The sequence below is a fragment of the Rathayibacter sp. AY1E8 genome (genome assembly GCF_002931415.1).
GTDB lineage: Bacteria > Actinomycetota > Actinomycetes > Actinomycetales > Microbacteriaceae > Rathayibacter.
In genome coordinates this window covers 33,020-54,965 of record NZ_PSVI01000001.1, presented here as the reverse complement: position 1 = coordinate 54,965, position 21,946 = coordinate 33,020, and the positions used below count along the sequence as shown (strand labels likewise).

Below are 21,946 nucleotides of genomic sequence, written 5' to 3'. Positions count from 1 at the left end.
CGGCCCGTCGCTGAGGCGGCCGTCCTCCGGTCGAGGACGCGCCGCACGGCAGGCGCCTCACCCGGGCGGCGAGTCCAGCGGATCCGGTCCGGCCTCAGACCCGGGCCGCGATGAGGTCGAGCACCTTCGGGCTCGAGAGCAGCGCGAAGTGGCCGACCACCGAGACCGCGATGTTCTCGTGCGCCCCGGCGAGGCGGCTCCCTCCGGGGATGTACTGGTCGCGCATCCCGTAGATCGACGTGATGCGCGCGTCGGCCTCGCGCTCGGCCAGCAGGGTGCGGATCAGCGGGCGGTGGGGCGCGAACTCCCGGAGCGCCCGCGCCGGGGCGATCCGTGCGAGCGACGAGCCGTTGAACGGGGTCGAGACGGCGATCATGCGCTCGATCCGCCCGTCCTCGCGGTCGTCGACGACCATCATGTGCTTGCCGATCAGGCCGCCCTTGCTGTGCGCGACGACGACGACTCCGCGCAGATCGTGCTCGCGCAGGTAGTCCTGGCCGAGTCCGGCCGACGCGACGATCGGCCGCGTGTTGTAGCCGAGCGCGGGCAGCACGTGGATCGGATGGCCCGCCGCGTGCAACCTCTCGGCGATGGGCCGGAGGAACTGCCACGTCTCATAGATCCCGGGGATGAGCAGCACCGGAGCGCCGTCGCCGGACGCGTACCGCGACACGTCCCAGCCCTCCCGCAGGTGCACGAAGCGCGAGCCGTAGGCGTAGCGGTAGTCGCGGAGGTACGCGCGCCGCAGCGAGGTCGAGCGGCGCGGGCGGGCGGAGTCACGCGCCGGCATGGGCCCGCTCCAGCTCCGCGATGTCGAGGCGGCTCATCGCGAGCATCGCCTGCAGAGCGCGCGCGGACGCCTCGGGGTCGGCGCCTCCGAGCAGACGCGGGAGGACCTCCGGCACGATCTGCCAGGACAGCCCCCAGCGGTCGCGGAGCCAGCCGCACCGGCTCTCCTCGCCGCCGTCCGCGATCAAGGCGTCCCACAGCCGGTCGAGCTCGGACTGGCCGCCGACGGTCACGACGATCGAGACGGCCTCGGTGAACGGGAACCGCGGCCCGGCGTTGATCGCCTGGAACCGCTGCCCGTCGAGCTCGAACGTCACCGACAGCACCTCGCCGGGCGACGGGGAGCCCTCCGGCAGCACCTGGCTTCCGGTGATCCGCGAGTTCGGCACCAGCTCCGTGTAGAAGCGCGCCGCCTCCCCCGCGCCGTCGTCGAACCAGAGGAAGGTGCTGACCGCGCCCATCGGAGTCTCCGTCCTGCGCGGGAGGGTCTCCGCGGCTCCCTCAGTGTGCCGCGGTGGCGCCCTCCCCGCGACGGATCACAGCGGGTTGACGCCGAACGCCGTGGCCAGCTTGTCGATCTTCTTGGCGCGGCCCAGCCGGGGCAGGTCGCTGCCGTCGCGGATGACGCGGCCGCGGGCCTCGAAGTCGTCGAGGAAGTCGCGGGCCCAGGCGACGTCGGACGGCGTCGGGCTGATGACCTCGTTGATCACGGCGAGCTGCTCGGTGTCGAGGCAGAGCTTCCCGGTGAGGCCGAGCGAGACCGTGAGCGCGGACTGCTCGCGCAGCACGGGGTGGCTGTTCGAGACGGTCGGGCCGTCGATCGGGCCGGGCAGGTCGCCGATGCGCGAGGCGACGACCAGGCGCGAGCGCGGGTAGGCCATCGCGAGGTCGTCGGCGCTGGTGCCCGTGTCGCGGCGGTAGTCGCCACTGCCGAACGCGAGGCGGAAGGTGCCGCGGGCGCGGGCGATCGAGACCGCCTCCTCGATGCCGAGGGCGGACTCGACCAGGGCGAGCACCGGGGTGGAGCCGCCGAGGCGATCGAAGGTCTCGGTGACGTGCTCAGCGGCCTCGGTCTTGGCGAGCATGACGCCGGCGAGGCCGGGCAGGCCCTTCAGCGCGTCGACGTCGTCGGACCAGAACGGGGTGGAGTGGTCGTTGATGCGGACCCAGGCGCGCTTCTCGCCGGTCAGCCACTCCGCGACGTCGGTCCGCGCGTCGGGCTTCGCCTTGGGGTCGACCGCGTCCTCGATGTCGAGGACGATCTGGTCGGCGCGGGACGCGTGCGCGGCGTCGAACGTCTCGGTGCGGGTGGCGTTCACCAGCAGCCAGGAGCGCGCGATCTCGGGGGCGACGTCGCGCCCCTTCCGCTTCGCGATGGCGGTGGTGGTGGTCTCGGGCAACGTCACGTTCGGGTCCTCTCGGTGGCGCGGTCCTCGCTCCGCGGACGCCACCGCTCTGCGACGGCGCCGGGGACAAGGGTAGCGGCTCCCCGTCGGCGGGGCTCCGGGCACTCCGGCGTCTCTCCACTCCGGGGCTGCGACGCCCCGAGCGCTCCGGATCAGCGGCCCTCCGGGCGCTCCCACAGCGTCAGCACCGTTGTCGGCACCCGGATCCGCTCGCGCGCGACGAACCCCGCCTCAGCGAGCACCGTGTCCGCCTCGCCCTCCGGCAGCGCCTGCCAGACCCGGTCCTCCCCGGCGAGCGCGGCGAGCAGGGCCTCGCCCTCCAGGAGCACGTCGGAGTACGTCCCCGTCGTCCCGTACGGAGCGGCGAGGGCGACGTCGTCCACGCCCGCGAACGCCTCCGGGTAGGCGGCGAGCGCCAGCCGGGGCCGGAGCGAGACCGTCCCGGAGGAGCCGAGGAGGACGGCGTCGCCCGGACGGGCCCGCTCCTCGACGGCGGCCGCCAGACCGCGGAGATCCTGCCCGGCCGGCTTCCCGGTGACCGTGCGCATCTGCACCAGGACCGGCAGGGCGGCCACCGCGATCAGGGCGAGGAGGGCGACGCCCGTCCGGGCCCTGAACGAGTCGAGCGCGAGGCCGAGGAGGACCGCGAGAGCGGGCGTGCTCGACGCGAGGTAGCGCGGAGTGAACATCGGCTCGACGAGGAGGGTCCCGAGCACCAGCACCGCCGTCGGCAGCACGATCCAGAGGACGAGGGCCGGCAGGAGCGGCCCGCGCAGGCCGCCCCGCACCGCGGCGACCGCGAGGAGCGCGACGGCGATCCCGGCCAGCCACCACGCGGATCCGAAGAACGGCTCGACCAGGACGGTGAACGCGGTCACGGGCTGCAAGCGGAGCCAGCCGACCTGGCCGCTCTGCCCTGCGGCGAGGAGCAGCACCGGCACGGCGCCCAGTGCCGAGAGGGCGCTCGCCGGGAGAGCCCGCACGGCACCCCGGGGCGCCGCGGCCGCGGCGAGAGCGACGAGAGCCGGCAGCACCAGCACGGAGTAGAGGAACACGGCGTTCGCCAGACCTGCGACGGCCGCGAACGCGGTCCAGCGCAGGGCGCCTCCGGAGCGGGCCGCCCGCACGACGAGGACCGCCGCTCCCACCACGAGCGCGGTGGCCAGAGCGGAGGATCGCGCCTCGGTCCCCGAGAACGAGGACCGCGGGAGCAGCACGAGCACCGCGGCGGCGAGGAGTGCCGCCCGGGGCCGGTGGAACGAGCGCAGCAGGACGACGACGCCCGCCGCCGCCGCTCCCGTGGCGAGAGCGGACGGCGCGCGCACCGCGAGCTCCGACTCACCGGCGATCGCGATCCAGCCGTGCATCAGCAGGCCGTAGACCAGGTGCACCGCGTCCTTCTCCTGCACGAAGGCGAGGAGCTCGCCCACCGGGAGCCGCGCCAGGCGGAGGGTCGCGGCCTCGTCGTTCCAGTAGGAGGGGATCCAGGAGTCGACGAGGGTCAGCGCGGTGGCGAGGGCGAGGACCGCGCTCGCGGGCAGGGTCCGGAGCGCGCGCATCCCGCCAGCGTAGAGGCCGGGCTCAGCGCGCCGAGCGCTCGGCGAGACCCTTCGCGTACGCGGCCTGGCCGACGTGCTGCGTGTCGTCGTCGATCACCGAGACCAGCCGCACCCCGAGGGTCACCGGCGGATCCCACTGCTCGTCGACGACGCGCTCGAGGTCCTCGTCGCCGAGCGTGTCGAGGAGGGCGAGCGTCTGCCGGTGCACGGCGTCGGCGTACTCCGCGAGCAGCGCGGCCGGCACCGCGGCGAGCGCCGCCACCTCGGCTGCCTCCTGCCCGTAGCCGGTCTCGTCGGGCCCGAAGGGCAGGCCGGACCGGCCGTGGAAGCCGTCGGCCGTCCACACCTGCTCGTGGCCGGCGAGCGGGGCGAGGTGGTCGTCCTGCACCCGGACGAGATGCCAGACGAGCCAGGCGGGCGAGTTCGAGCGGGCGTCCGCGCGGAACGCGAGCTGATCGGGGGTGCTGTCGTCGAGGACGGCGTGCACGTTCTCGTGCACCCGGCCGAAGGCGTCGCGGAGGAGGTCGATGGCTGCGCTCATGCCGCCAGCCTGCCGCTCCCGCGCCCGGCGCGGCACCCCCTCCGCGCGCCTCGGAGGAAGTGCGGAGGAGGGTGCCCGATACTCGGCCCGTGACCTCCGGATCCTCGAACCTGGCGACGAAGCCGTGGCTGACCTCCTACGCGGAGGGCGTGCCCGCCGAGATCGACCCTCCCACCCAGACCCTCGTCGACCTGCTCGAGGACTCGGTAGCGCGGTACCGCCGCGGCACCGCCCTCGAGTTCTTCGGCGCCGAGACCAGCTACGCCGAGCTCGGCGAGCAGGTCGCGCGCGCGGCGGAGGGCCTGCGGCGCCTCGGCGTGCGCGCCGGCGACCGCGTCGCGCTGGTGCTCCCGAACTGCCCCGAGCACGTCGTCGCGTTCTACGCGGCTCTCCGCCTCGGAGCGATCGTGGTCGAGCACAACCCGCTCTACACGCCGCGCGAGCTGCGGCGGCAGTTCGAGGACCACGGCGCCCGGTTCGCGGTCGTCTGGGACAAGATCGCCGACGTCGTCGCGACCATGCCCGCCGACCTGGGCATCGAGCGCGTCGTCTCCGTCGACCTCACCCGCTCCTTCCCGCTCGGCAAGCGCCTGGCGCTGCGGCTCCCCCTGCCGTCGGTGCGCCGGTCGCGCGAGAAGCTGACCGCGACCCCCCGCAGCCGCTCCCTGGTGCCTTTCGCGTCGCTGCTGAAGAACCGCCGCATCGCGCGCTCGCACCCCCGCCCGGTCCTCGGCGACACGGCCCTGCTGCAGTACACGAGCGGCACCACCGGCACGCCCAAGGGCGCGATCCTCTCGCACGCGAACCTCCGCGCGAACGCCCTGCAGGGCCGCGCCTGGGTGCCGGGCCTGCGCGAGGGCGACGAGACGTTCTACGCGGTGCTCCCCCTGTTCCACGCCTACGGGCTGACGCTGTGCCTGACCTTCGCGATCAGCATCGGCGCGAAGGTCGTGCTGTTCCCGACCTTCGACGTCGGCCTCGTGAAGGCGGCCGCGAAGTCGTCGCCGCCCACCTTCCTCCCCGCGGTGCCGCCCGTGTACGACGCGCTGGCCCGCGCCTCCGAGCGCCACGAGCTCGACTTGCGCGGCATCCGCTTCGCGATCTCGGGAGCGATGAGCCTGCCGGTCGCGACGGTGGACCGGTGGGAGCGCGCGAGCCGGGGACTCCTGGTCGAGGGCTACGGCATGACCGAGAGCTCGCCGGTCGCCCTCGGCAACCCGGTCGGCCCGACCCGCCGGCCCGGCACGGTGGGCGTGCCGTTCCCCAGCACGACGATCCGCCTCGTCGACCCCGCCGATCCGTCGGTCGACCGCGGCCCGGGCGAGTCCGGCGAGCTCCTGCTCCGGGGGCCGCAGGTGTTCCAGGGGTACTGGAAGCGGCCGGAGGAGACGGCCGAGGCCCTCCTCCCCGGCGGCTGGCTGCGCACGGGCGACATCGCGACCGTCTCGGCCGACGGCTTCGTGACGATCGTCGACCGGGCCAAGGAGCTCATCATCACCGGCGGCTTCAACGTCTCCCCCTCCGAGGTCGAGGGAGTGCTGGAGTCGCACCCGGACGTGACGCGCGCGGCCGTCGTCGGGCTCCCCCGCGAGGACGGCGGCGAGAGCGTCGCGGCGGCCGTGGTCCTGCGGGCCGGGACGGCCGTGGATCCGGAGGCGCTGCGCGACTTCTGCCGGCTGCACCTGACGCCCTACAAGGTACCCAAGCGGATCGTCCCGGTGGACGAGCTGCCGACCTCGCTGATCGGCAAGGTGCTACGCCGCCAGGTGCGCGAGAGTCTGCTGGACTGAGGCGACCGGAGCGGGCGGTGGCCCGCGAGGAGGAGGACGACATGGCGAGGATCGTGCAGTACGAGCGGATCGGCGGGCCCGAGGTGCTCGAGACCGTCGAGGCGCCGGAGCCCGAGGCGGGGCCCGGCACCGTGGTGGTCGCCGTCCGCGCGGCCGGCGTGAACCCGATCGAGTGGAAGGTGCGCTCCGGCCTGCGCCCGAGCCCGCCGTTCGACGGTCCGCGAAGGCTCGGGTCGGACGGCTCCGGCGTGGTCTCCGCCGTCGGTCCGGGAGTGACCGGTTGGAGCGTCGGCGACCGGGTGATCGTCAGCGGCGCCACCGGCACCTACGCGACCGCCGTCGCGGTCTCCCCCGACTCCCTCGACCCGCTCCCCGACGGACTCGGCTTCGAGGAGGCGGCCGCGCTCGGCATCCCGGTCTCCACCGCCTACCAGGCGGTGGTCTCGCTCGGCGTCGCGGAGGGATCGACGTTCGTGGTCCACGCGGGCGCCGGCGCGGTAGGACGGGCGGCGATCCAGTTCGCCGTCGACCGCGGAGCCCGGGTGATCGCCACGGCGAGCCCGGCGAACCACGAGGCGCTGCGCGCGCTCGGAGCGGTGCCGGTCGCCTACGGGCCCGGGCTGCTTGAGCGGCTGCGCGCCGCAGCGCCCGAGGGCGTCGACCGCGTGCTCGACGCGGCCGGGACGGACGAGGCGCTCGCCGCCTCGCTCGCGCTGGTGGCGGATCCGCAGCACGTCGGAACGGTGGTCGCCGGCCCTCGTGCGGCAGAGCTGGGCGTCCGGGCCTGGAGCGGCGGCAGTCCCGTGCCGCTGACCGAAAAGGAGCAGCGCCTCCGCCGCGAGGGCGTGCCGCTCGCCGCCCGGCTGGCGAGCGAGGGGCGCTTCGCGGTCGCGACCGGTCCGCGCCTCCCGCTCGAGCAGGCCGCCGAGGCGCATCGGCTCAGCGAGGACGGCCACGTCCGCGGGAAGATCCTGCTCGTTCCCTGACCCGGGCCGGCATCCGGCATCCGTCTCCCCACCGCTTCCCCCGCTCTCACCGTCGAGAAGGAGTCCCCGTGTCCACTGACGACACCACCCCCGTGATCCTGGGGGGCGCCCGCACCCCGTTCGCCCGCTTCTCCGGAGCCTTCGCGCCGCTCTCGGGCGTCGAGCTCGGCGCCGCTGCCATCCGAGGGGCTCTCGAGCGCTCGGGCGCCTCCGCGGCCGACGTCGACGCGGTCGTGCTCGGCCAGGTGATCCAGGCCGGCGCCGGTCAGGGCCCCGCCCGGCAGGCCGCGGTCCTCGCGGGCCTGGGCTGGGACGTCCCGGCGGTCACGATCAACAAGCTCTGCCTGTCGGGTCTCACCGCGGTGATCGACGCGGCGCGGATGATCCGGCTCGGCGAGGCGCAGGTGGTCGTCGCCGGAGGGCAGGAGTCGATGACCAACGCGCCGCACCTCCTGCTCGGATCCCGCTCGGGCCTGGGTGTCGGTCCGCGTCCGCTCGAGGACGCACTCCTCCACGACGGCCTGCTCGATCCGTTCGACCGCCGCCTGATGGGGAGGGTGACCGACGACGGCAACGCCGCGCGGGGCATCCGCCGCGAGCGCCAGGACGCCTTCGCCGCGCTCTCGCACCAGCGGGCCGCCGCGGCACGGTCCACCGGCGTGCTCGCCGAGGAGATCGTGCCGGTCGCGGTTCCGCAGCGGCGCGGACCGGACCTCGTCGTGTCCGCCGACGACGGGATCCGGGAGGACAGCACGGTCGAGACGCTCGCCCGGCTGGCCCCCGCGTTCTCGCCCGAGGGCACGATCACGGCGGGCAGCTCGTCCCCGATCACGGACGGCGCCGCCGCGCTGGTCGTCGTGTCCCGCGGCTGGGCCCGCGAGCGCGGACTGCCCTGGCTCGCGACCGTCGCCGAGCACGGGCAGGTCGCCGGACCGGACAACTCCCTGCATTCACAGCCGTCGGCGGCGATCCTCCGGGCGCTCGGCCGCCGCGGTGCAGCGGTGTCCGACCTGGACCTGATCGAGATCAACGAGGCGTTCGCCTCCGTCGTCCTCCAGTCGGCGGACGATCTCGGCGTCGAGCCCGAGGCGGTCAACCCCGACGGCGGGGCGATCGCGCTCGGCCACCCGGTGGGCGCCTCCGGAGCACGGCTGGCCCTGCACCTGGCGCTGGCCCTCCGGCGCCGGGGCGGCGGTCTGGGCGTCGCCGCGCTCTGCGGCGGAGGCGGCCAGGGCGAGGCGCTGATCCTCGAGGGCTGACCGGCGGTCCGCCCCCAGGAGCGCGTCGGCGCCTCCGGCTACGCTCGCGGGATGAGCATCCTGAGCGCCGACGGCCTCGCCTTCGTCACCGAGCGCCACCTGGCCACCCTCTCCACCCCCGGCCGCCAGGGCCGCCTGCACGTGGTCGCCGTGGGCTTCACCTACGAGGACGGCGTCGTCCGCGTCATCACCTCCCGCGAGAGCCAGAAGGTGCTCAACGTCCGGCGGGGCGGCACCGCGACGGTCGGGCAGGTCGACGGCATCCGGTGGCTGAGCCTGGGCGGTCCGGCGACGATCGAGGAGGAGCCGGACGCCGTGCAGCACGCCGTCGAGCTCTACTCCCAGCGCTACCGCACCCCGCGCCCGAACTCCCTCCGCGTCGCCATCCGCATCGACGTCGACTTCGCCCTCGCCTCCTCCGGCCTGCGCGCGGAGTAGCCGGGTGGCCCGCGGCGACGCGCTGGGCGGGGGCGGTGCCGTCTCCTCCCTCCGCACCTACCGCTACGTCCGCCTCTCCCTGGTGGCGGCCGTGGTGCTCCTCACGGCCGGCCTCGTCCACCAGCTCGTCGTCGGAGGCCCGCTGCGCTCGATCAGCGCCTCGTACTACACCCCGGTCCGCTCCCTCTTCACCGGGGCGCTCTTCGCGGTCGGCGTCGCGCTGGTCGTCCTCGCCGGGAGGAGCGTGCGGCGCTTCCTCCTGCTGCTGGCGGGCATGACGGCGCCGGTCATCGCGATCGTGCCGGTGCCCCTCGCCTCGGAGGAGCTGCAGCGCCTCGAGGGAGCGGCGTGCCCGGCGGGAGGGGCGTCGTGCCTTCCCGCGACGGCCGCGGATGAGGTCGCCGCCTCCCTGCCCGCCTACCTGGTCACGGCCGCGGCCGTCCTCGTCGCCTCCGTGATCCTGCTCGCCCTCGACCGGGTCCTCGACCGCTGGGCGCTCGTCCGCACCGCGATCGCCGCCGCCCTCCTGATCGCGCTGGCGGCCTGGAGCACGCTCCCGTCGTTCCTGCGGCTCGGCCACTACGCCGCCGCCGGCGTCTTCTTCCTCCTCATCGCCGTCACCGCCGGTCTGCACGCCGTCGCGGTGCGCGAGGAGGGAGCGAGCGGGCCGGGGAAGCCGCGCTTCTACTCCCGCTGCTACGCCGTTCTCGCGGTGCTGATCGCCGCGGTCGATGCGGCGCTGGTGCTCCTGCTGCTCACGGGGCGGGGAGCGGAGCTGCTCGGCGAGCAGTGGCTCCTGCTCGGCGAGGCCGTCGCGCTCGCCCTCTTCGGGATCTTCTGGGTGCTGCAGACCGTCGAGAACTGGGATCGTCCCGACGTGCTGCTCGTCGCGCGGGGCTGAGGGGGCCGGTGACGGACGGCCCCCTCAGCCGCTCAGCGCTTGAGGGTGATCGAAGAGCTCCGCCCGAGGTTCCCTGCGGCGTCGTAGGCGTGCGCGACGATCGCGTACCGCCCGGCCGGGTAGGAGGAGGCCGAGACGGTCAGGCGCCACGTGCCGTCCGACGCCCTCGTCGCGTCGCCCAGCCGCGTGGCTCCGCTCCAGAAGCTCAGCTTCGTCGTGCCGACGTCGTCCTTGGCGGTGGCGACCAGGGTGACAGAGCCGCGCACCGTCGATCCGCTCGTCGGCGCGGTGATGACGGTCTTCGGAGCCGTCGTGTCGCGCGACGGCGCGGGCGAGCCCGTGGGTGCCGGAGCAGGAGCCGCGGTGGGCGCCGACGTGGGAGTCGGGGTCGGGGTCGGAGCCGGTTCGTCGCCGAGGCCCCAGGCCGTCCACAGCTCCTCCGCGATCATCGCCTGGCCGGCGACGTTCGGGTGGAAGTAGTCGACGTCCGTCGAGAGCTGGTCGAGCGAGATCGGAGCCGCCGTGAGGGCGCCGCCGTCCCAGACGCAGTCGTTCGCGGCGGATGCGCAGGCCGATTCGAGTGCCTCGTTGAAGGCGGCCTCCCGGTCCTCCGCCGCCGCGAGCGAGGCGGTGTAGGCCGAGCCGGTCAGCGGGGCTCCGGTCGTGGCGTCGACTCCGCGCTGGGTCCGGCAGACCCCGCCCCAGGCCCAGATCGCGGCGCCCGGCGTCGGCTTCACGGCCTCCCACTCCGACTCGATGTCCGGGACCGAGCCGACGAGCACCGTCGCCTCCGGCCACTCCTCGCCGATCGAGCGCAGGATCCGGGTCGCCGACGCGGCGAAGGAGGCCGCGGGCGTCATCGCGTAGCCGTCGCGGGAGTCGGGCGAGAGGCTCAGCGAGCAGAGGTCGTTGCCGCCGATCAGCAGCGTGACCACGTCCGGCTCCTCCCCGGCCGCGACCGCGGCGTCGATCCGCGACTCGACTCCGCTGATGACCGCGCCCGACTTCGCGTAGTTCACCGCGCGGACCGCCGTCCGCGGATCCGCCGCCGCCATCCGGTTCGCGATCGAGTCGACCGCGGGCGCCGATCCCGTCGCCCAGGAGTTCTCGACGCAGTCGCGGTTCACCCCGCAGGTCGTGGCCGCGCGCGTGATCGAGTCGCCGAGCGCGAGCAGCGTCTGCGTCCCGGACGCCTGCGCCGGCGGTGCCGCCAGGAGCCCCGCCAGGAGCGCGATCGCCCCCGCGCCGACCCCTGCTGCTCTCCGCCGTGCCCTGTGTGCTGTGGTCCCCATGTCGTCCCGTCCCCTGGTCGTCCATCATTCGAGTGCCTCGCGTGCTGCGAGAGCACGAGGGGCGAGCGTACGTCGCCGCGGATCCCCCGACGGACCGGAGGAGGGCGGCTCCCGTCCGGCGCGGCCCGGATGGGGGACACGGAGGACGCACGGAGGCGGGCGGCCCACAGCTTCGGGCGCCCGATCGTCAGGACCTGCACGACCGGCCCGCGCGCTCTCCCGCCCGGAGAGCACGTGGACCGACGGCTCCTCCTCGATACTCTGAAGCGATGATCGGCCGTCGCCGTGGAGGGAAGAGGGATCAGCATGGACTACTCGAACGAGGACGATCTCAAGCAGAGGATCGGTATCGACTCTTGGAGGAATCTGTCGAAAGAGAAGTTCATAGCGTTCGCATCCGAGCTGCCGAACATGAGCGAGGAGCTCGCCCTGAAGGTCGTCGAGCAGTTCCCGGATTTCAAGAATCTCGTCCTCGACTCGTTCAGTGAAGTGCGAGATCAGGCGAGTTCAGCCGTTCGAGCCAACTGGAAGAGTCAGAAGAAGGTTCACAGGGCCTTCGCCGAGTACCGCGCCGTCCTGAACCGCGAACTGGATCGTGACACCCTGAGCGCGGCGGACCGCTACTCGGTCCTTCGGCTGTTCAAAGAAGCGATCGACGACGAAGCACTCAAGGATTCGGAGCACAAGGCGTTCGTGCTCCGGGCACTGGGCATCGTCGCGATGGTCGCAGTCGCCGGAGTCTCGACGGGAGTCGCCGTCCTCGGCGGTCGAGCCAGGATCGGCGGAGACGCCTAGTACCGAAGCCGATCCAACGGACCACTCCTCCGCCGACGAGCGCGTCGAGGCCGCGAGGCGGTCGACCCGCCGAACAGGCGAGGTTCCCGATCCGGCCGCCGGGAGAACACGAAAGGCCCGCTCTCTCGAGCGGGCCTTCCGTGGTGGTGGATCCGAGGGGATTCGAACCCCTGACCTCTTCATTGCGAACGAAGCGCGCTACCAACTGCGCCACGGACCCGTGCCTTCCGAGCCGTCACCGGCCCGAACAACTCGTCCACACTAGCACGGACGAGCAGGCGCCTCGCACTCGGGTCAGGCCCCGCGGCGGCGCTGCAGCGCCTGGTCGAGGTCGATCGCGTCGACGCCGTCCACGACGCCCATCGCGGCGAAGCGGGAGGAGGGACGCGGCGCCTCGGGAGCGGGAGCGGCAGCACGCGGGACGCGCAGCGGCGCCACCTCGGGAGCGGTCGCGGCGGCGCGCTGGGCGAGCTCCGCTTCCGCCGCGGCGGTGCGCAGGCGCTCCACGGCGTCGATCGACGCCATCGCGGAGGCGGCGACCGTGCCCCGGGAGAGGTAGAGCGGCTTGGGGAGCGGCTGCGGCGTCCAGCTCGCACGGTCCTCGGCGAGCTCCTCGGAGGCGTCGTCCGCCGCCTCCTCGGCGAGCTCGGCCTCGAAGACCTCGGCGCGCCGGCGCTCGGTCGCGGCGGCCGTCGTCGCTGTTGCGGCCGGAGCGGCCGCGCGCCGGCGACCCGGAGCCAGCAGGATCAGCGTGCCGAGCCCCGCGACGGCGAGGAGCAGGCCGACGAGCGGCACCGCACCCGTGCCGCCGAAGGGCAGCATCACGAGCCCGACCAGCGCGGCGACCGCCCCGACCAGCACGGCCAGCGCGGCGCCCTGGCGCCAGCGCAGGACCGAGGGCCCTGACCGCGTGCTCCGCCGTGCGCTCGCGGTCGCCCGTCGCAGCGCGTCGCGCGCCGCCTTCTCCGCCTGTGCCAGCTCCATCGCCTGTGCCTTCTCTTCGGCTCGTCGTCGTGTCTCGGTCACCCGGAGCCGTCGCTGCTGCAGCGACACCTCGCGGGCCGTCGCCTCCGCACGCACGTGCTCGGGCACTTCCGCGGTCTCGGCGAGGATCCGCAGCGTCTGCTGCAGCCTCACCGCGTTGCGCTCGGTCGCGTTGTACGACCGCCTGCGCATCCACGTGGGGATCAGGTAGGCGACCCACAGAACGGCGGCGAGCGCCCAGACGACGCCCCCGCCCAGCCAGTCGCTACTCATGCGGACAACGCTAGGAGCACCGGGCACTCCCGTCCGTCATTACGGGTAGGTGTGTCCGTGCGGATCGCGGATCAGCCGGGGCCCCGTCGGAGGGACACCAGCGCCGTCGGAGGGTCCGGAGAGACCCGAGCGGCGCGAGGCGCGGAGGTCCGCGTCGGTCGGCACGCCGACCTCCGACGGGACCTGCCCGTCGAGGTAGCGGCGGAGCACGCCGCGGGGCACCTCCTCCGCCACGAGGGCGAAGCAGAAGTGGTCGCGCCAGTCGCCGTTGATGTGGATGAAGCGCCGCCGCAGGCCCTCGTAGCGGAAGCCGAGCTTCTCGACCACGCGCAGGCTCGGCCGGTTCTCCGGGCGGATGCAGATCTCGATCCGGTGCAGGCCCAGGTCGAGGAAGGCGTGGTCGGCCGCGAGTGCCACGGCGATCGGAGTGATCCCCCGCCCGGCGTAGCGCTCGGACACCCAGTAGCCGATCGACCCGGAGGAGAGCGAGCCGTACCCGATGTTCGAGATGTTGAGCTGCCCGGCGAGCTCGCCGTCCCAGTCGATGAGGAACGGCACTCCGCCGCCGGCCCGCGCGTTCTGCTGCAGCGATCGGATGCTGGCGCGCACGTCGAACGCGGCGCCTCCCCGGGGGTCGGACGCCTCCCACTGGCGCAGCCACGACCGGTTCGCGATCAGCTCCCGCTCGAGAGGGCGGGCGTCGCGCACGCGGATGGGGCGGACGGTGACACGACCCTCGGTGAGCGTCGGGATCGGGAGCGGCATGATGCGACCCTACTGCTCCACCGCACTGCGGGAGGGGGACTGGACTCCGCGGCGTTCCGTGCTCTCGGGGAACGGAGGAACGGACGGGATCCCCCGCCTCAGCAGGGGGTCCCGTCCGTTCCGGAGGCGCGCTCGCCGGGGCTCAGAGGCCGGCGACGAAGTCCTTCAGCCAGGGCTTGAGGTCCTTGCCGAGGTCGTCGCGGTCGGAGGCGAGCTGCACGATGGCCTTGATGTAGTCGAGCTTGTCGCCGGTGTCGTAGCGGCGGCCGCGGAACACGACGCCGTAGACGCCGCCGAACTCGGCCGGGTCCTGGGCCATGCGCTCCAGCGCGTCGGTCAGCTGGATCTCGCCGCCCTTGCCCGGAGCGGTGTGCTCGAGCACGCCGAACACGTCGGGCTTCAGCACGTAGCGGCCGATGATCGCGAGGTTCGAGGGGGCGTCCTCCTTGGAGGGCTTCTCGACCAGCCCGGTGATCCGCACCACGTCGTCCTCGTCGGTCGCCTCGACCGCCGCGCAGCCGTAGAGGTGGATCTGGTCGGGGTCGACCTCGAGCAGCGCGACGACCGTGGTGTCGCGCTGCTCGGCGACGTCGATCATGCGGGAGAGCAGCGGGTCGCGGGCGTCGATCAGGTCGTCGCCGAGGAGCACGGCGAAGGGCTCGTCACCGACGTGGCGCTGCGCACGGGAGACCGCGTGGCCGAGGCCCTTCGGCTCGCCCTGACGGACGAAGTGCACGTCGGCGAGGTCGCTGGCGTACTTGACGTGCTCGAGCTTCTTGTCGTCCTTCTTCTGGGACAGGTTCTGCTCGAGCTCGGGCACCGAGTCGAAGTGGTTGGCGAGCGCGTTCTTGTTGCGCCCGATGATCACGAGCACGTCCTGGAGGCCGGCGTCCGCCGCCTCCTCGACCACGTACTGGATCGCCGGCTTGTCGACGACCGGCAGCATCTCCTTGGGGATGGCCTTCGTCGCCGGCAGGAAGCGGGTGCCGAGACCTGCGGCGGGGATGACTGCTTTGCGGATTCGAGTGCCCATGGGGCGCCATCCTAGCGGCGGGGGAAGTCGCGGGAGTTTCGCGCCAGGACCGGCGACGGAAGGCGCCGGACCCCGTTCCGGGGCGGTCCGGGACGAGCGTCCCTCAGGGTCGTCCGCGCGGAGGCCGGCGCGGGGCCCGGTTCTAGACTGAGCGCATGCCAGCCGACATCACGCACGAGAAGCGGGCGCTGCGCGCCGAGCTGCGCGAGCGCCGCCGCACGCAGACCTCGACCGCTCGCGACCAGGCCGCGGAGCAGATCACCGCCCACCTGATCGAGCTCGCCACCCGCGTGGGGGCCCGCTCCCTCGCGTGCTACCTCTCCGCTCCGGACGAGCCGAGCACCCGGCCGTTCCTGGGCTGGGCCGAGAGCCACGGCATCCGCGTCCTCTTCCCCGTCTCGCGCCAGGACGGCCTGCTCGACTGGGCGGTCGGCGACGGCCACACCGAGACCCAGGGCCTGTTCGGCATGCCCGAGCCCGTCGGGCAGCTGCTCGGCCCCATCGCGATCAACGACGTCGACCTCATCGTCGTCCCGGCCGCCACCGTCGACCGGCAGGGGATGCGGATGGGCTGGGGGCGCGGCTACTTCGACAAGACCCTCGGCTCGATGGAGAAGTGCCCGCCGGTCTACGCCGTCGTCTTCGACAGCGAGCTCGTCGATCGGGTGCCCAGCGAGGTCCACGACCAGGCCGTCGACGGAGTCGTCACTCCCTCCGGCATCGTCGACCTGCGCCACTGACCCCGTCCTCCTTCTCCCCCACCCGCCTCCGAGGAGCCCCCTGTGCCCACCTACTCCTACCGCTGCACGCAGTGCGGCAACGCCTTCGACATCCAGCAGAAGTTCACCGACGACACGCTCACCGAGTGCCCGAGCTGCCAGGGGGCGCTGCGCAAGGTGTTCAGCGCGGTCGGCGTGACCTTCAACGGCTCGGGCTTCTACCGCACCGACTCCCGCTCCGGCGGGAAGTCGAGCGAGGGCGGCTCCTCCTCCTCGGGTGCCGGCTCGTCCGGCTCGGGCGCATCCGGCTCCGGCTCATCCGACTCGTCGTCGGGCTCCTCGGGATCGGGCGGCTCCTCCTCCGGATCCTCGGGTTCATCGGGCTCGGGCGGCTCCTCGTCCGGCTCGGGGTCCTCGGGCTCCGGATCGTCCTCCTCCTCGTCGTCCTCGGGCTCCTCCGGGTCCTCCTCCTCGGGTTCCTCCTCCGGGAGCTGACCCACCACCCACCGCTCACGGCAGAAACGGAACAATCATGATCAACGGCTTCAAGGAGTTCATCCTCCGCGGCAACGTCATCGACCTGGCTGTCGCCGTGGTCATCGGCGCCGCCTTCACGACCATCGTCAACGCGATCGTGACGGGGATCTTCAACCCGCTCATCGGCGTGATCTTCGACGCCTCCTCCCTCGAGGCCCTGGTCTGGCCCATCCGACCGGGAGAGAACGGCGAGGACCCGACCGTCATCGCCTACGGCTCGGTCGTCTCGGCCCTGATCCAGTTCGTGATCGTCGCCTTCGTCCTCTACTTCGCGTTCGTCCTGCCGATCAACCACCTCAAGAACGCCGCGTTCGCCAAGAAGGCCGCCGACGCCCCCGCCGCGGAGGACAAGGCCCCCACCGAGCTCGAGCTCCTCGCCGACATCCGCGACCTGCTCGCCAACAACGGCACCGCCACCACCGCGAACTCCGGCAAGCACGTCGACTGAGTTGTCCTGTCTTCTTCCGCCGGAGGCGGAAGAAGACCGCGGTCGGCTTCCCGACGGAGAGCGTTCCGTGGAGCGGTGTGCGAACAGTGCGTTCGAAACGCTGGCACGCGTTTCGGACGACACCTGCACCCTCGGCAGGTCGCCTATCGGGGCCTTCAGCGTCTCCGGCGGGGACTGATCGTTCCTGTGTCCACGCCTTCATCGGACATCGCCGGGCATGAGGCGGAAAGCGGTCGATCAGCTAGGCACCGGACGGACGCGATCGTCCGCAGGCACCGGACGGGAAGCAGCCGGTCACCGTCGCCGGGTCCGACGTGAGCGGTCGCCGGACAGCGGCGTGACGCGTTCGCTCGTCGAGGCGGGGCGCGGCGGGGTGAGGTCCGAGGTCGTCGACGGGTCGAGAGCCGACTCGCGGATCACCGACCGGTCCGGCTGACGTCAGTAGTGCGGGGGGACGTCCTGGCGCAGGCGCGCGTCGTTCGGGCCGGTGTCGGGGCGCGCGGGCGGCGCGGAGGGGTCGGCGACCGGAGCATCGTGCGGGGACGGATCGGTGCCGGGCTTCGCGGGGAGCGTCGCCCGCCGGCCGCCGCGGGTGCGCCGCAACGGGCGGTCGGCACCCGCGGGGGCGCCGGGATCCTGCGCCACGATCAGTCGCGCGGCAGCGGCTCGACGGGCTGCGTCTCCCCCGACGCCGGAGCGGCGGCGGCAGCAGGAGCGGCGGGAGCAGCAGCGGTGGGAGCAGCAGCCTCGCCGGCGGCGGGAGCAGGGGTCTGCTCCTCCCCCGCGGTCGCACCGATCAGCCCGGCCACCCGCGCGGCCACGGCCTCGGGGTCGGCGAACAGCTCGAAGTTGTGCACCCGCAAGTAGTGCCAGCCCAGCCGCCGCAGCAGCTCCGGACGCAGGCGCAGCGACACGCGCAGGCTCTGCGTGCTCACGTCGCGGTCGGTCTCGACCACCACGGCACGGGTCCCGAGCGCGGCGACGAGGGCCAGCTTGCCCTTGTGCCCGATGTTGACCCGGAGTCCGCGGCGCTCGAGGCGCGCGGCGAGATCCACCAGCATCGGCTCCGAGTAGTCGTCGCGATCGCTCGGCTGGACGCGGTCCTCCGCCTCCTGCAGCACCTGCGCGAGCGCGACCATGCCGTATCGCATGCGCGACTCGTCGATGTCGCCCGGGCGGAAGCACGAGACGATGTCCATCGAGCGGCGGGCACGGGTCATCCCGACCGCCAGCAGACGCTCTCCACCTGGCTCCGCGAGCGCGCCGAAGTTCGACAGCAGGCGGCCGTGGGGCGTCCGGCCGTAGCCGATCGAGAAGATGACGCGGTCGCGGCTCTGCGCGACCGACTGCTCCAGAGTCACGACGGCGAAGGGCTCGGGCCGATCGCCGAGGATGAAGTCGCTCAGGTCGGTGCGCTTGGCGAAGGCCGTCAGCACCGCCTGCTGCACCCGCACGGCGTGGCGAGGGCTCGCGGTGATGACCATCAGCGACTCGCGCGGACGGATCACGGCGTGCTCGAGCACCAGCTCGACCACCTTCGCGACCTCGGCGTCGACGGACTCGACGGCTCCGGAGTCGTTCTCGGGCATGCCGTGCCCGCTCGCGATGTAGTGGAAGCGGAGCGAGTCGTGTCCGAGGAAGGAGCCGGCCCAGGGCAGGGAGTCGATGCGGCCGCCGTAGAAGCGGCGGTTGACCAGCTCGGCCAGGTCCTCGCCGCCCGCGCGGTAGCTGCGGGTGAGCGTGACGGTGTTGAGCAGCTCGCCGAGTCGGGCGAGCGCCGACTGGGCGTGCAGCGCCTCCACGTCGGTCCGCGAGGCGGTGGAGCCGAACTCCGGCGTCTCGTCGACGCGCAGGCCGAAGGGAGTGGGGGTCTGCGTGACCGGGTCGCCGAACGCGACGACCTGCTTCGCCCGGCGGATCGCTCCGACGTTCTCGGCCAGCGTGGTCGCCCCGGCGTCGACGAGGAACACCGCGTCGAAGGTCGTCTCGGTGCCGATGCGGTGCACCTCGTACGGAGAGGCGAGCCACGCCGGAGCGAGCACGCGCGAGAGGTGCGGAGCGGCCTTCTGCAGCTCCTGAGGGGTCGTCGCCGCCTCGGTGCGCAGCAGCGCGCGCAGCGCGTCGCGCTCCTGCGGCCAGTCGACGAGCCCGATCTTCCAGGTCTCGGAGAGCTTCCAGGCCAGCAGCTCGGCGCTCGAGGCGGCGTGCGCCTCGTCGACGAGCTTGAAGTCGGCCTCGAGCCGGTCGAGCACGCTCGTGTTGCCGCCGAGCAGCGCACGCTCGTCGGTCAGCATGATCTCGAGCGCCGAGCGCCACCAGGCCAGGTCCAGCTCGCCCGCGACCAGCTCGGCCGGCACGTGGCGGCGCGAGAGGTCGGTGAGCAGCGGGTCCAGGCCCCAGTCGCGGAGGGTGGCGAGGAGGGTCGTCCGCTCCTGGAGGTTGGCGAGCACCTCGCTGTCCTCGGCGAGGCCGGACACCATCGAGGCCAGCTCCGCGAGAGGGAGCGAGGCGAGCTGCAGGTTCGTCCCGCGGCGGCCGAGCGGCTCGTCGAGACGGCTCAGCTGGTCGGTCACCTGCTGGTAGGCAACCTGCACGTCGGCGACGCCGACCGGGACCTCGGGGATCGTGCCGGCGACCGCGTAGCGCTGCCACAGCGTCCGCTGCTGCTGCACCCGGCGGAGCGCCGCGTTGAGGTCGGTGACGTGCGCGCCGGGACGCAGGTACTCGCGCGCGAGCTTCTTCAGGCGCCGGCGGTTGGTGGACGACATCTCGGCGGCCTCGCGGCGCGGCGAGGTGGCGACGATGAGGTCCTGGATCGAGCGGTCGAAGACGGCCGGCTGGAACTTGTCCAGCGTCTCGCGGACGTCCTGCAGCAGACGCAGGTAGATGCCGAGCTCGGCGACCGACTCGAACGGGCGCATCCGCGTCTGGCCGATGACGTCCTGGGCGCGGTCGAGCAGGCGCGGCAGGTCGCGCAGGTGCAGGCGCTTGGCCAGCTCGTGGGCGATCTCGGCGTCGGCGGTGGAGTCGAACTGGGCCCCGTACCAGGGCGAGTCGCCCGGGCCGTAGCGGAACTCGCCCAGGCGCGCCGACTCGATCAGCATCCGGGTCGCCTCGGGGCGGCTGTGCGCGAGAGCGGTGACGGAGCGGCGATCGAGGCGGGCGGCGGTCGACGGGGGCGTCCGCAGCTGCGAGAGGCGGGCGAGCTCCTCGAGGGCCTGCAGCGCCGAGACGCCGAAGCTCTCGTCGCGCCGGGAGAGCGCGCCGCGGTAGTCGAGCAGCACCTTCCGCAGCCGGAGCAGGGCGTCGTCGATCTCGCTGACGGAGGGGCGCGCCGCCTTCTCATTGCGGCCGATCGACTGGATGAGGTCGCGGCGGAGCGTGCGGGGCCCGACCGCGATGCCGCCCAGGCCCGCCGAGAGCAGGCGCTGGTGGATGCTGTCGAGGCTCGACCGGCGAGCGCTGACGACCAGCACGCGCTTGTGCTGGGCGGCCAGGGCGCCGATCGCGTTGACGATGGTCTGGGTGCCGCCCGTGCCGGGGAGGGTCTTCACGACGAGCGAGTTGCCGGCCGCGATGTTCGCGATCACCTGCTCCTGCTCGGCGTCCGCGTCGAGGAGGAGGTTGTCGGTCGCCGGAGGACGCTCGTCCTGCGGGATGATCGACGCCACCTTCTGCGACTGCTGCAGCGCCCGCTTGGCGGCCGGGTTCCCGGCGACGGCGTCGAGGACGGGGTGCTCGAGCATCCGGGCGTCGCGGAGCATGTCGCCCGCCACGTCGGCGAAGCTCGAGACCACGAGGCGCGGGTGCACGGCGAACCACGGCAGGTGCGAGGTCAGGCCGCGCAGCTGGTCGATGACCGGCTGCGGCTTGAAGACGCCGTTCTGCACGGCCAGCTCGACGAACTGCTCGGGGTCGATCGTGATGCCGAACTGCTGCTTGAGGGCGCGCGCGAGCTGCGGATTGAAGTAGGGCTGGCCCTTGAGCTTGAGCTCGAAGTCGCGGCCGTAGCGGCGGATGGCGAGCGGGCGCAGGAGCACGGGAGCGGTGAACTCCGTGTCGCCGGCGCGCCACTGGGCGAGGCCGATGGCGAGGTGGACGCCCTCGATGCCGCGGACCGAGCGCAGCTCGATCCCCTTGTCGGTGATCGCGCCCGCGGCGTTCTTCGCGGTGCGCAGGGCGAGCTCGTCGCGGATGAGCGAGGAGAGGAGCGTCGTCTTGCCCGAGATGAACGGGGGCAGCCCGCCGGGGTGCGTGGTCGAGAGCTCGATGCGCGTCCGGGGCGAGTCCACGAAGTGGAGCAGGGGCGACGGACCGCCGACCTTGGCGAGCTCGTCGCGCCACGACTGCCACACCGGATCGGCCACGTTGCCGCCCTGGTAGCCGGCCTCGCCGCTCGTCACCTGCACGGGAGAGGTCGCCGTCGGGGAGAGCCGATGCGCGGACGCCTCCCCCTGGTCACCGGATTCGGGTGAGGTCGCCACCGGTCCGGCTCCTGGGAAATCGTCGACTCGTTGCACACGGACACCCTAAACCGGGCACCTCCGAAAGGCCGTAGCGACGCGGGTCGGCGGCACGGCACCTCCGTACGGCTCACCGGGCCGGAGCATCGGAGGAACGCGGAGCCCAGGGTCGGATCGGCGAGCGCGCCCGCCCGATCGGGGCGGGCGGGGGGCTCAGGAGGGCCAGACGGCCAGGGGCGGCGCCGTCTCGACCCGGCGCTCGTCGCCGACCACGCGGATCCGGCTGCTCACGCGGTCGTGCCCGGCGGCAGCGGCGACCGCGGTCATGACGAGCTGAGCGTGGTCGCGCGCGAGATGCCCGAAGGCGCTCCGCAGATCGACGGGACGGCCGGTGGCGAGCGACACGGCGATGCGGGCGACCGCCTCCTCCGAGAGGTCGAGGAGGCACGCCTGCTCGGCGAGGACGGCGAAGTCGATCCGCGGCGCTGCCTCCGTGGCGGCACCGGCCGCCCACGGGTGCTCGCGGCGGAGGCATCCGGCGCGGACGAGGAGCTGCTCCGCGGCCTCGAGGCCGGGCCCGGCGAGGACGGGGATCATGCCGCGGTCCGCTCGGCGCGGCGCCCGGAGGCGCGGACCCCGACGGACACGACGGCCGACAGCAGGCAGGCGACGCCGGCGATCAGCGGCGCGAGCCAGCCGAGGACGCTCACCTCGTCGACGTCCGCGCCGAAGTACTGCCAGTGCGCGATGGCGTAGACGAAGAGGGAGAAGAAGCAGAGCGCGACGCCCGTGAGCGCCGACACCAGGTCCGCCGGACGGACGAGGGGCTCGTGCTCCGCCGAGGCGGCCTGCTCGATAGCGGGCTCGGAGAGGGCGGCGGGCGGGACCTGCGGGAGGGTCGCGGTGGCGGGGTGCTGCGTCATGTCTCCGAGGCAACCAGCCGCGCAGTGTCACGGTCGTCACTCGCT

The 21,946-nt window shown here is 73.4% G+C and carries 22 protein-coding genes and 1 tRNA gene; 9 read left to right on the top strand and 14 right to left on the bottom strand.

What is annotated here, in order from left to right; translation table 11 throughout:
- Window positions 1–94 precede the first annotated feature (94 nt).
- The 5 genes from C5C74_RS00315 to C5C74_RS00295 form a co-directional block, all read right to left on the bottom strand.
- The gene (locus C5C74_RS00315; RefSeq protein WP_104249466.1) at window positions 95–790 is read right to left on the bottom strand and encodes a triacylglycerol lipase; all 696 of its coding nucleotides are present in this window, start codon (window positions 788–790) and stop codon (window positions 95–97) included.
- A complete protein-coding gene (locus C5C74_RS00310) occupies window positions 777–1,250 on the bottom strand; it encodes a VOC family protein (protein WP_104223207.1) in 474 nt (157 codons plus the stop codon). The genes C5C74_RS00315 and C5C74_RS00310 overlap by 14 nt, the downstream gene beginning before the upstream one ends.
- A gap of 75 nt (window positions 1,251–1,325) precedes the next feature.
- On the bottom strand, window positions 1,326–2,189 hold the full coding sequence (locus C5C74_RS00305; RefSeq protein ID WP_208543400.1) for a CoA ester lyase: 864 nt from the start codon (window positions 2,187–2,189) through the stop codon (window positions 1,326–1,328).
- A 158-nt stretch (window positions 2,190–2,347) separates the two neighbouring features.
- Window positions 2,348–3,754: a glycosyltransferase family 39 protein gene (locus tag C5C74_RS00300; protein WP_104350767.1), complete on the bottom strand. Its 1,407-nt coding sequence runs from the start codon at window positions 3,752–3,754 to the stop codon at window positions 2,348–2,350.
- Window positions 3,755–3,776: 22 nt separating this feature from the next.
- Window positions 3,777–4,295 (bottom strand): DinB family protein, encoded by a 519-nt coding sequence (locus tag C5C74_RS00295; RefSeq protein ID WP_104317888.1) that lies wholly within the window; start codon window positions 4,293–4,295, stop codon window positions 3,777–3,779.
- A gap of 89 nt (window positions 4,296–4,384) precedes the next feature.
- Here C5C74_RS00295 and C5C74_RS00290 point away from each other — a divergent pair, with 89 nt between their 5' ends.
- The 5 genes from C5C74_RS00290 to C5C74_RS00270 all read left to right on the top strand — a co-directional run bounded on the left by C5C74_RS00290 (window position 4,385) and on the right by C5C74_RS00270 (window position 9,669).
- Entirely contained in the window at window positions 4,385–6,085 is a 1,701-nt protein-coding gene (locus C5C74_RS00290) for a long-chain-fatty-acid--CoA ligase (protein ID WP_104246706.1), read from the top strand.
- Window positions 6,086–6,126: 41 nt separating this feature from the next.
- A complete protein-coding gene (locus C5C74_RS00285; RefSeq protein WP_104317898.1) occupies window positions 6,127–7,071 on the top strand; it encodes an NADP-dependent oxidoreductase in 945 nt (314 codons plus the stop codon).
- Between the two features lie 68 nt (window positions 7,072–7,139).
- Window positions 7,140–8,330 (top strand): acetyl-CoA C-acyltransferase, encoded by a 1,191-nt coding sequence (locus C5C74_RS00280; protein WP_104232853.1) that lies wholly within the window; start codon window positions 7,140–7,142, stop codon window positions 8,328–8,330.
- Window positions 8,331–8,381: 51 nt separating this feature from the next.
- Window positions 8,382–8,768, top strand: coding sequence for a pyridoxamine 5'-phosphate oxidase family protein (locus C5C74_RS00275; RefSeq protein ID WP_104226440.1), 387 nt, complete (start codon window positions 8,382–8,384; stop codon window positions 8,766–8,768).
- A 4-nt stretch (window positions 8,769–8,772) separates the two neighbouring features.
- Complete coding sequence (locus tag C5C74_RS00270) at window positions 8,773–9,669, top strand: hypothetical protein (RefSeq protein ID WP_104350766.1); 897 nt, start codon at window positions 8,773–8,775, stop codon at window positions 9,667–9,669.
- Window positions 9,670–9,701: 32 nt separating this feature from the next.
- Here the strand turns inward: C5C74_RS00270 and C5C74_RS00265 are convergent, their stop codons facing one another.
- Window positions 9,702–10,961 carry a GDSL-type esterase/lipase family protein gene (locus tag C5C74_RS00265; protein WP_104297209.1) on the bottom strand — a complete coding sequence of 420 codons (1,260 nt, stop codon included), beginning with the start codon at window positions 10,959–10,961 and terminating at the stop codon, window positions 9,702–9,704.
- A gap of 306 nt (window positions 10,962–11,267) precedes the next feature.
- Here C5C74_RS00265 and C5C74_RS00260 point away from each other — a divergent pair, with 306 nt between their 5' ends.
- Window positions 11,268–11,756: a hypothetical protein gene (locus tag C5C74_RS00260; RefSeq protein WP_104226443.1), complete on the top strand. Its 489-nt coding sequence runs from the start codon at window positions 11,268–11,270 to the stop codon at window positions 11,754–11,756.
- A gap of 144 nt (window positions 11,757–11,900) precedes the next feature.
- Here C5C74_RS00260 and C5C74_RS00255 read toward each other — a convergent pair.
- The 4 genes from C5C74_RS00255 to galU form a co-directional block, all read right to left on the bottom strand.
- Window positions 11,901–11,976, bottom strand: a tRNA-Ala gene (locus tag C5C74_RS00255).
- 74 nt (window positions 11,977–12,050) lie between these two features.
- Window positions 12,051–13,013 (bottom strand): hypothetical protein, encoded by a 963-nt coding sequence (locus tag C5C74_RS00250; RefSeq protein WP_104350765.1) that lies wholly within the window; start codon window positions 13,011–13,013, stop codon window positions 12,051–12,053.
- 39 nt (window positions 13,014–13,052) lie between these two features.
- Complete coding sequence (locus C5C74_RS00245; RefSeq protein WP_104223217.1) at window positions 13,053–13,778, bottom strand: GNAT family N-acetyltransferase; 726 nt, start codon at window positions 13,776–13,778, stop codon at window positions 13,053–13,055.
- 142 nt (window positions 13,779–13,920) lie between these two features.
- Window positions 13,921–14,811, bottom strand: coding sequence for a UTP--glucose-1-phosphate uridylyltransferase GalU (gene galU / locus C5C74_RS00240; protein ID WP_104223218.1), 891 nt, complete (start codon window positions 14,809–14,811; stop codon window positions 13,921–13,923).
- A gap of 155 nt (window positions 14,812–14,966) precedes the next feature.
- Between galU and C5C74_RS00235 the strand changes: the two genes are divergently transcribed.
- Genes C5C74_RS00235 through mscL form a run of 3 tightly spaced genes read left to right on the top strand, consistent with a single transcriptional unit; the run spans window position 14,967 to window position 16,515 of the window.
- Window positions 14,967–15,551, top strand: coding sequence for a 5-formyltetrahydrofolate cyclo-ligase (locus tag C5C74_RS00235; protein ID WP_104223219.1), 585 nt, complete (start codon window positions 14,967–14,969; stop codon window positions 15,549–15,551).
- 42 nt (window positions 15,552–15,593) lie between these two features.
- Complete coding sequence (locus tag C5C74_RS00230) at window positions 15,594–16,025, top strand: FmdB family zinc ribbon protein (RefSeq protein ID WP_104223220.1); 432 nt, start codon at window positions 15,594–15,596, stop codon at window positions 16,023–16,025.
- Window positions 16,026–16,062: 37 nt separating this feature from the next.
- The gene (gene mscL, locus C5C74_RS00225) at window positions 16,063–16,515 is read left to right on the top strand and encodes a large conductance mechanosensitive channel protein MscL (RefSeq protein ID WP_181027096.1); all 453 of its coding nucleotides are present in this window, start codon (window positions 16,063–16,065) and stop codon (window positions 16,513–16,515) included.
- Window positions 16,516–16,953: 438 nt separating this feature from the next.
- Here the strand turns inward: mscL and C5C74_RS00220 are convergent, their stop codons facing one another.
- The 4 genes from C5C74_RS00220 to C5C74_RS00205 form a co-directional block, all read right to left on the bottom strand.
- On the bottom strand, window positions 16,954–17,160 hold the full coding sequence (locus tag C5C74_RS00220) for a hypothetical protein (protein WP_104273097.1): 207 nt from the start codon (window positions 17,158–17,160) through the stop codon (window positions 16,954–16,956).
- A 2-nt stretch (window positions 17,161–17,162) separates the two neighbouring features.
- Complete coding sequence (locus C5C74_RS00215) at window positions 17,163–20,999, bottom strand: DEAD/DEAH box helicase (RefSeq protein ID WP_374953477.1); 3,837 nt, start codon at window positions 20,997–20,999, stop codon at window positions 17,163–17,165.
- A 192-nt stretch (window positions 21,000–21,191) separates the two neighbouring features.
- Window positions 21,192–21,575 carry a hypothetical protein gene (locus C5C74_RS00210; RefSeq protein WP_104350764.1) on the bottom strand — a complete coding sequence of 128 codons (384 nt, stop codon included), beginning with the start codon at window positions 21,573–21,575 and terminating at the stop codon, window positions 21,192–21,194.
- A complete protein-coding gene (locus C5C74_RS00205; RefSeq protein WP_104288088.1) occupies window positions 21,572–21,901 on the bottom strand; it encodes a hypothetical protein in 330 nt (109 codons plus the stop codon). The genes C5C74_RS00210 and C5C74_RS00205 overlap by 4 nt, the downstream gene beginning before the upstream one ends.
- Window positions 21,902–21,946 lie beyond the last annotated feature (45 nt).

Excerpts from the sequence above, each read along its gene's own strand:
- C5C74_RS00300 (WP_104350767.1), bottom strand. The coding sequence starts at position 3,754 with ATGCGCGCGCTCCGGACCCTGCCCGCGAGCGCGGTCCTCGCCCTCGCC.
- C5C74_RS00310 (WP_104223207.1), bottom strand. The coding sequence starts at position 1,250 with ATGGGCGCGGTCAGCACCTTCCTCTGGTTCGACGACGGCGCGGGGGAG.
- C5C74_RS00275 (WP_104226440.1), top strand. The coding sequence starts at position 8,382 with ATGAGCATCCTGAGCGCCGACGGCCTCGCCTTCGTCACCGAGCGCCAC.
- C5C74_RS00295 (WP_104317888.1), bottom strand. The coding sequence starts at position 4,295 with ATGAGCGCAGCCATCGACCTCCTCCGCGACGCCTTCGGCCGGGTGCAC.
- C5C74_RS00210 (WP_104350764.1), bottom strand. The coding sequence starts at position 21,575 with ATGATCCCCGTCCTCGCCGGGCCCGGCCTCGAGGCCGCGGAGCAGCTC.
- C5C74_RS00250 (WP_104350765.1), bottom strand. The coding sequence starts at position 13,013 with ATGAGTAGCGACTGGCTGGGCGGGGGCGTCGTCTGGGCGCTCGCCGCC.
- C5C74_RS00245 (WP_104223217.1), bottom strand. The coding sequence starts at position 13,778 with ATGCCGCTCCCGATCCCGACGCTCACCGAGGGTCGTGTCACCGTCCGC.
- C5C74_RS00260 (WP_104226443.1), top strand. The coding sequence starts at position 11,268 with ATGGACTACTCGAACGAGGACGATCTCAAGCAGAGGATCGGTATCGAC.
- C5C74_RS00265 (WP_104297209.1), bottom strand. The coding sequence starts at position 10,961 with ATGGGGACCACAGCACACAGGGCACGGCGGAGAGCAGCAGGGGTCGGC.
- galU (WP_104223218.1), bottom strand. The coding sequence starts at position 14,811 with ATGGGCACTCGAATCCGCAAAGCAGTCATCCCCGCCGCAGGTCTCGGC.
- C5C74_RS00315 (WP_104249466.1), bottom strand. The coding sequence starts at position 790 with ATGCCGGCGCGTGACTCCGCCCGCCCGCGCCGCTCGACCTCGCTGCGG.
- mscL (WP_181027096.1), top strand. The coding sequence starts at position 16,063 with ATGATCAACGGCTTCAAGGAGTTCATCCTCCGCGGCAACGTCATCGAC.
- C5C74_RS00285 (WP_104317898.1), top strand. The coding sequence starts at position 6,127 with ATGGCGAGGATCGTGCAGTACGAGCGGATCGGCGGGCCCGAGGTGCTC.
- C5C74_RS00235 (WP_104223219.1), top strand. The coding sequence starts at position 14,967 with ATGCCAGCCGACATCACGCACGAGAAGCGGGCGCTGCGCGCCGAGCTG.
- C5C74_RS00205 (WP_104288088.1), bottom strand. The coding sequence starts at position 21,901 with ATGACGCAGCACCCCGCCACCGCGACCCTCCCGCAGGTCCCGCCCGCC.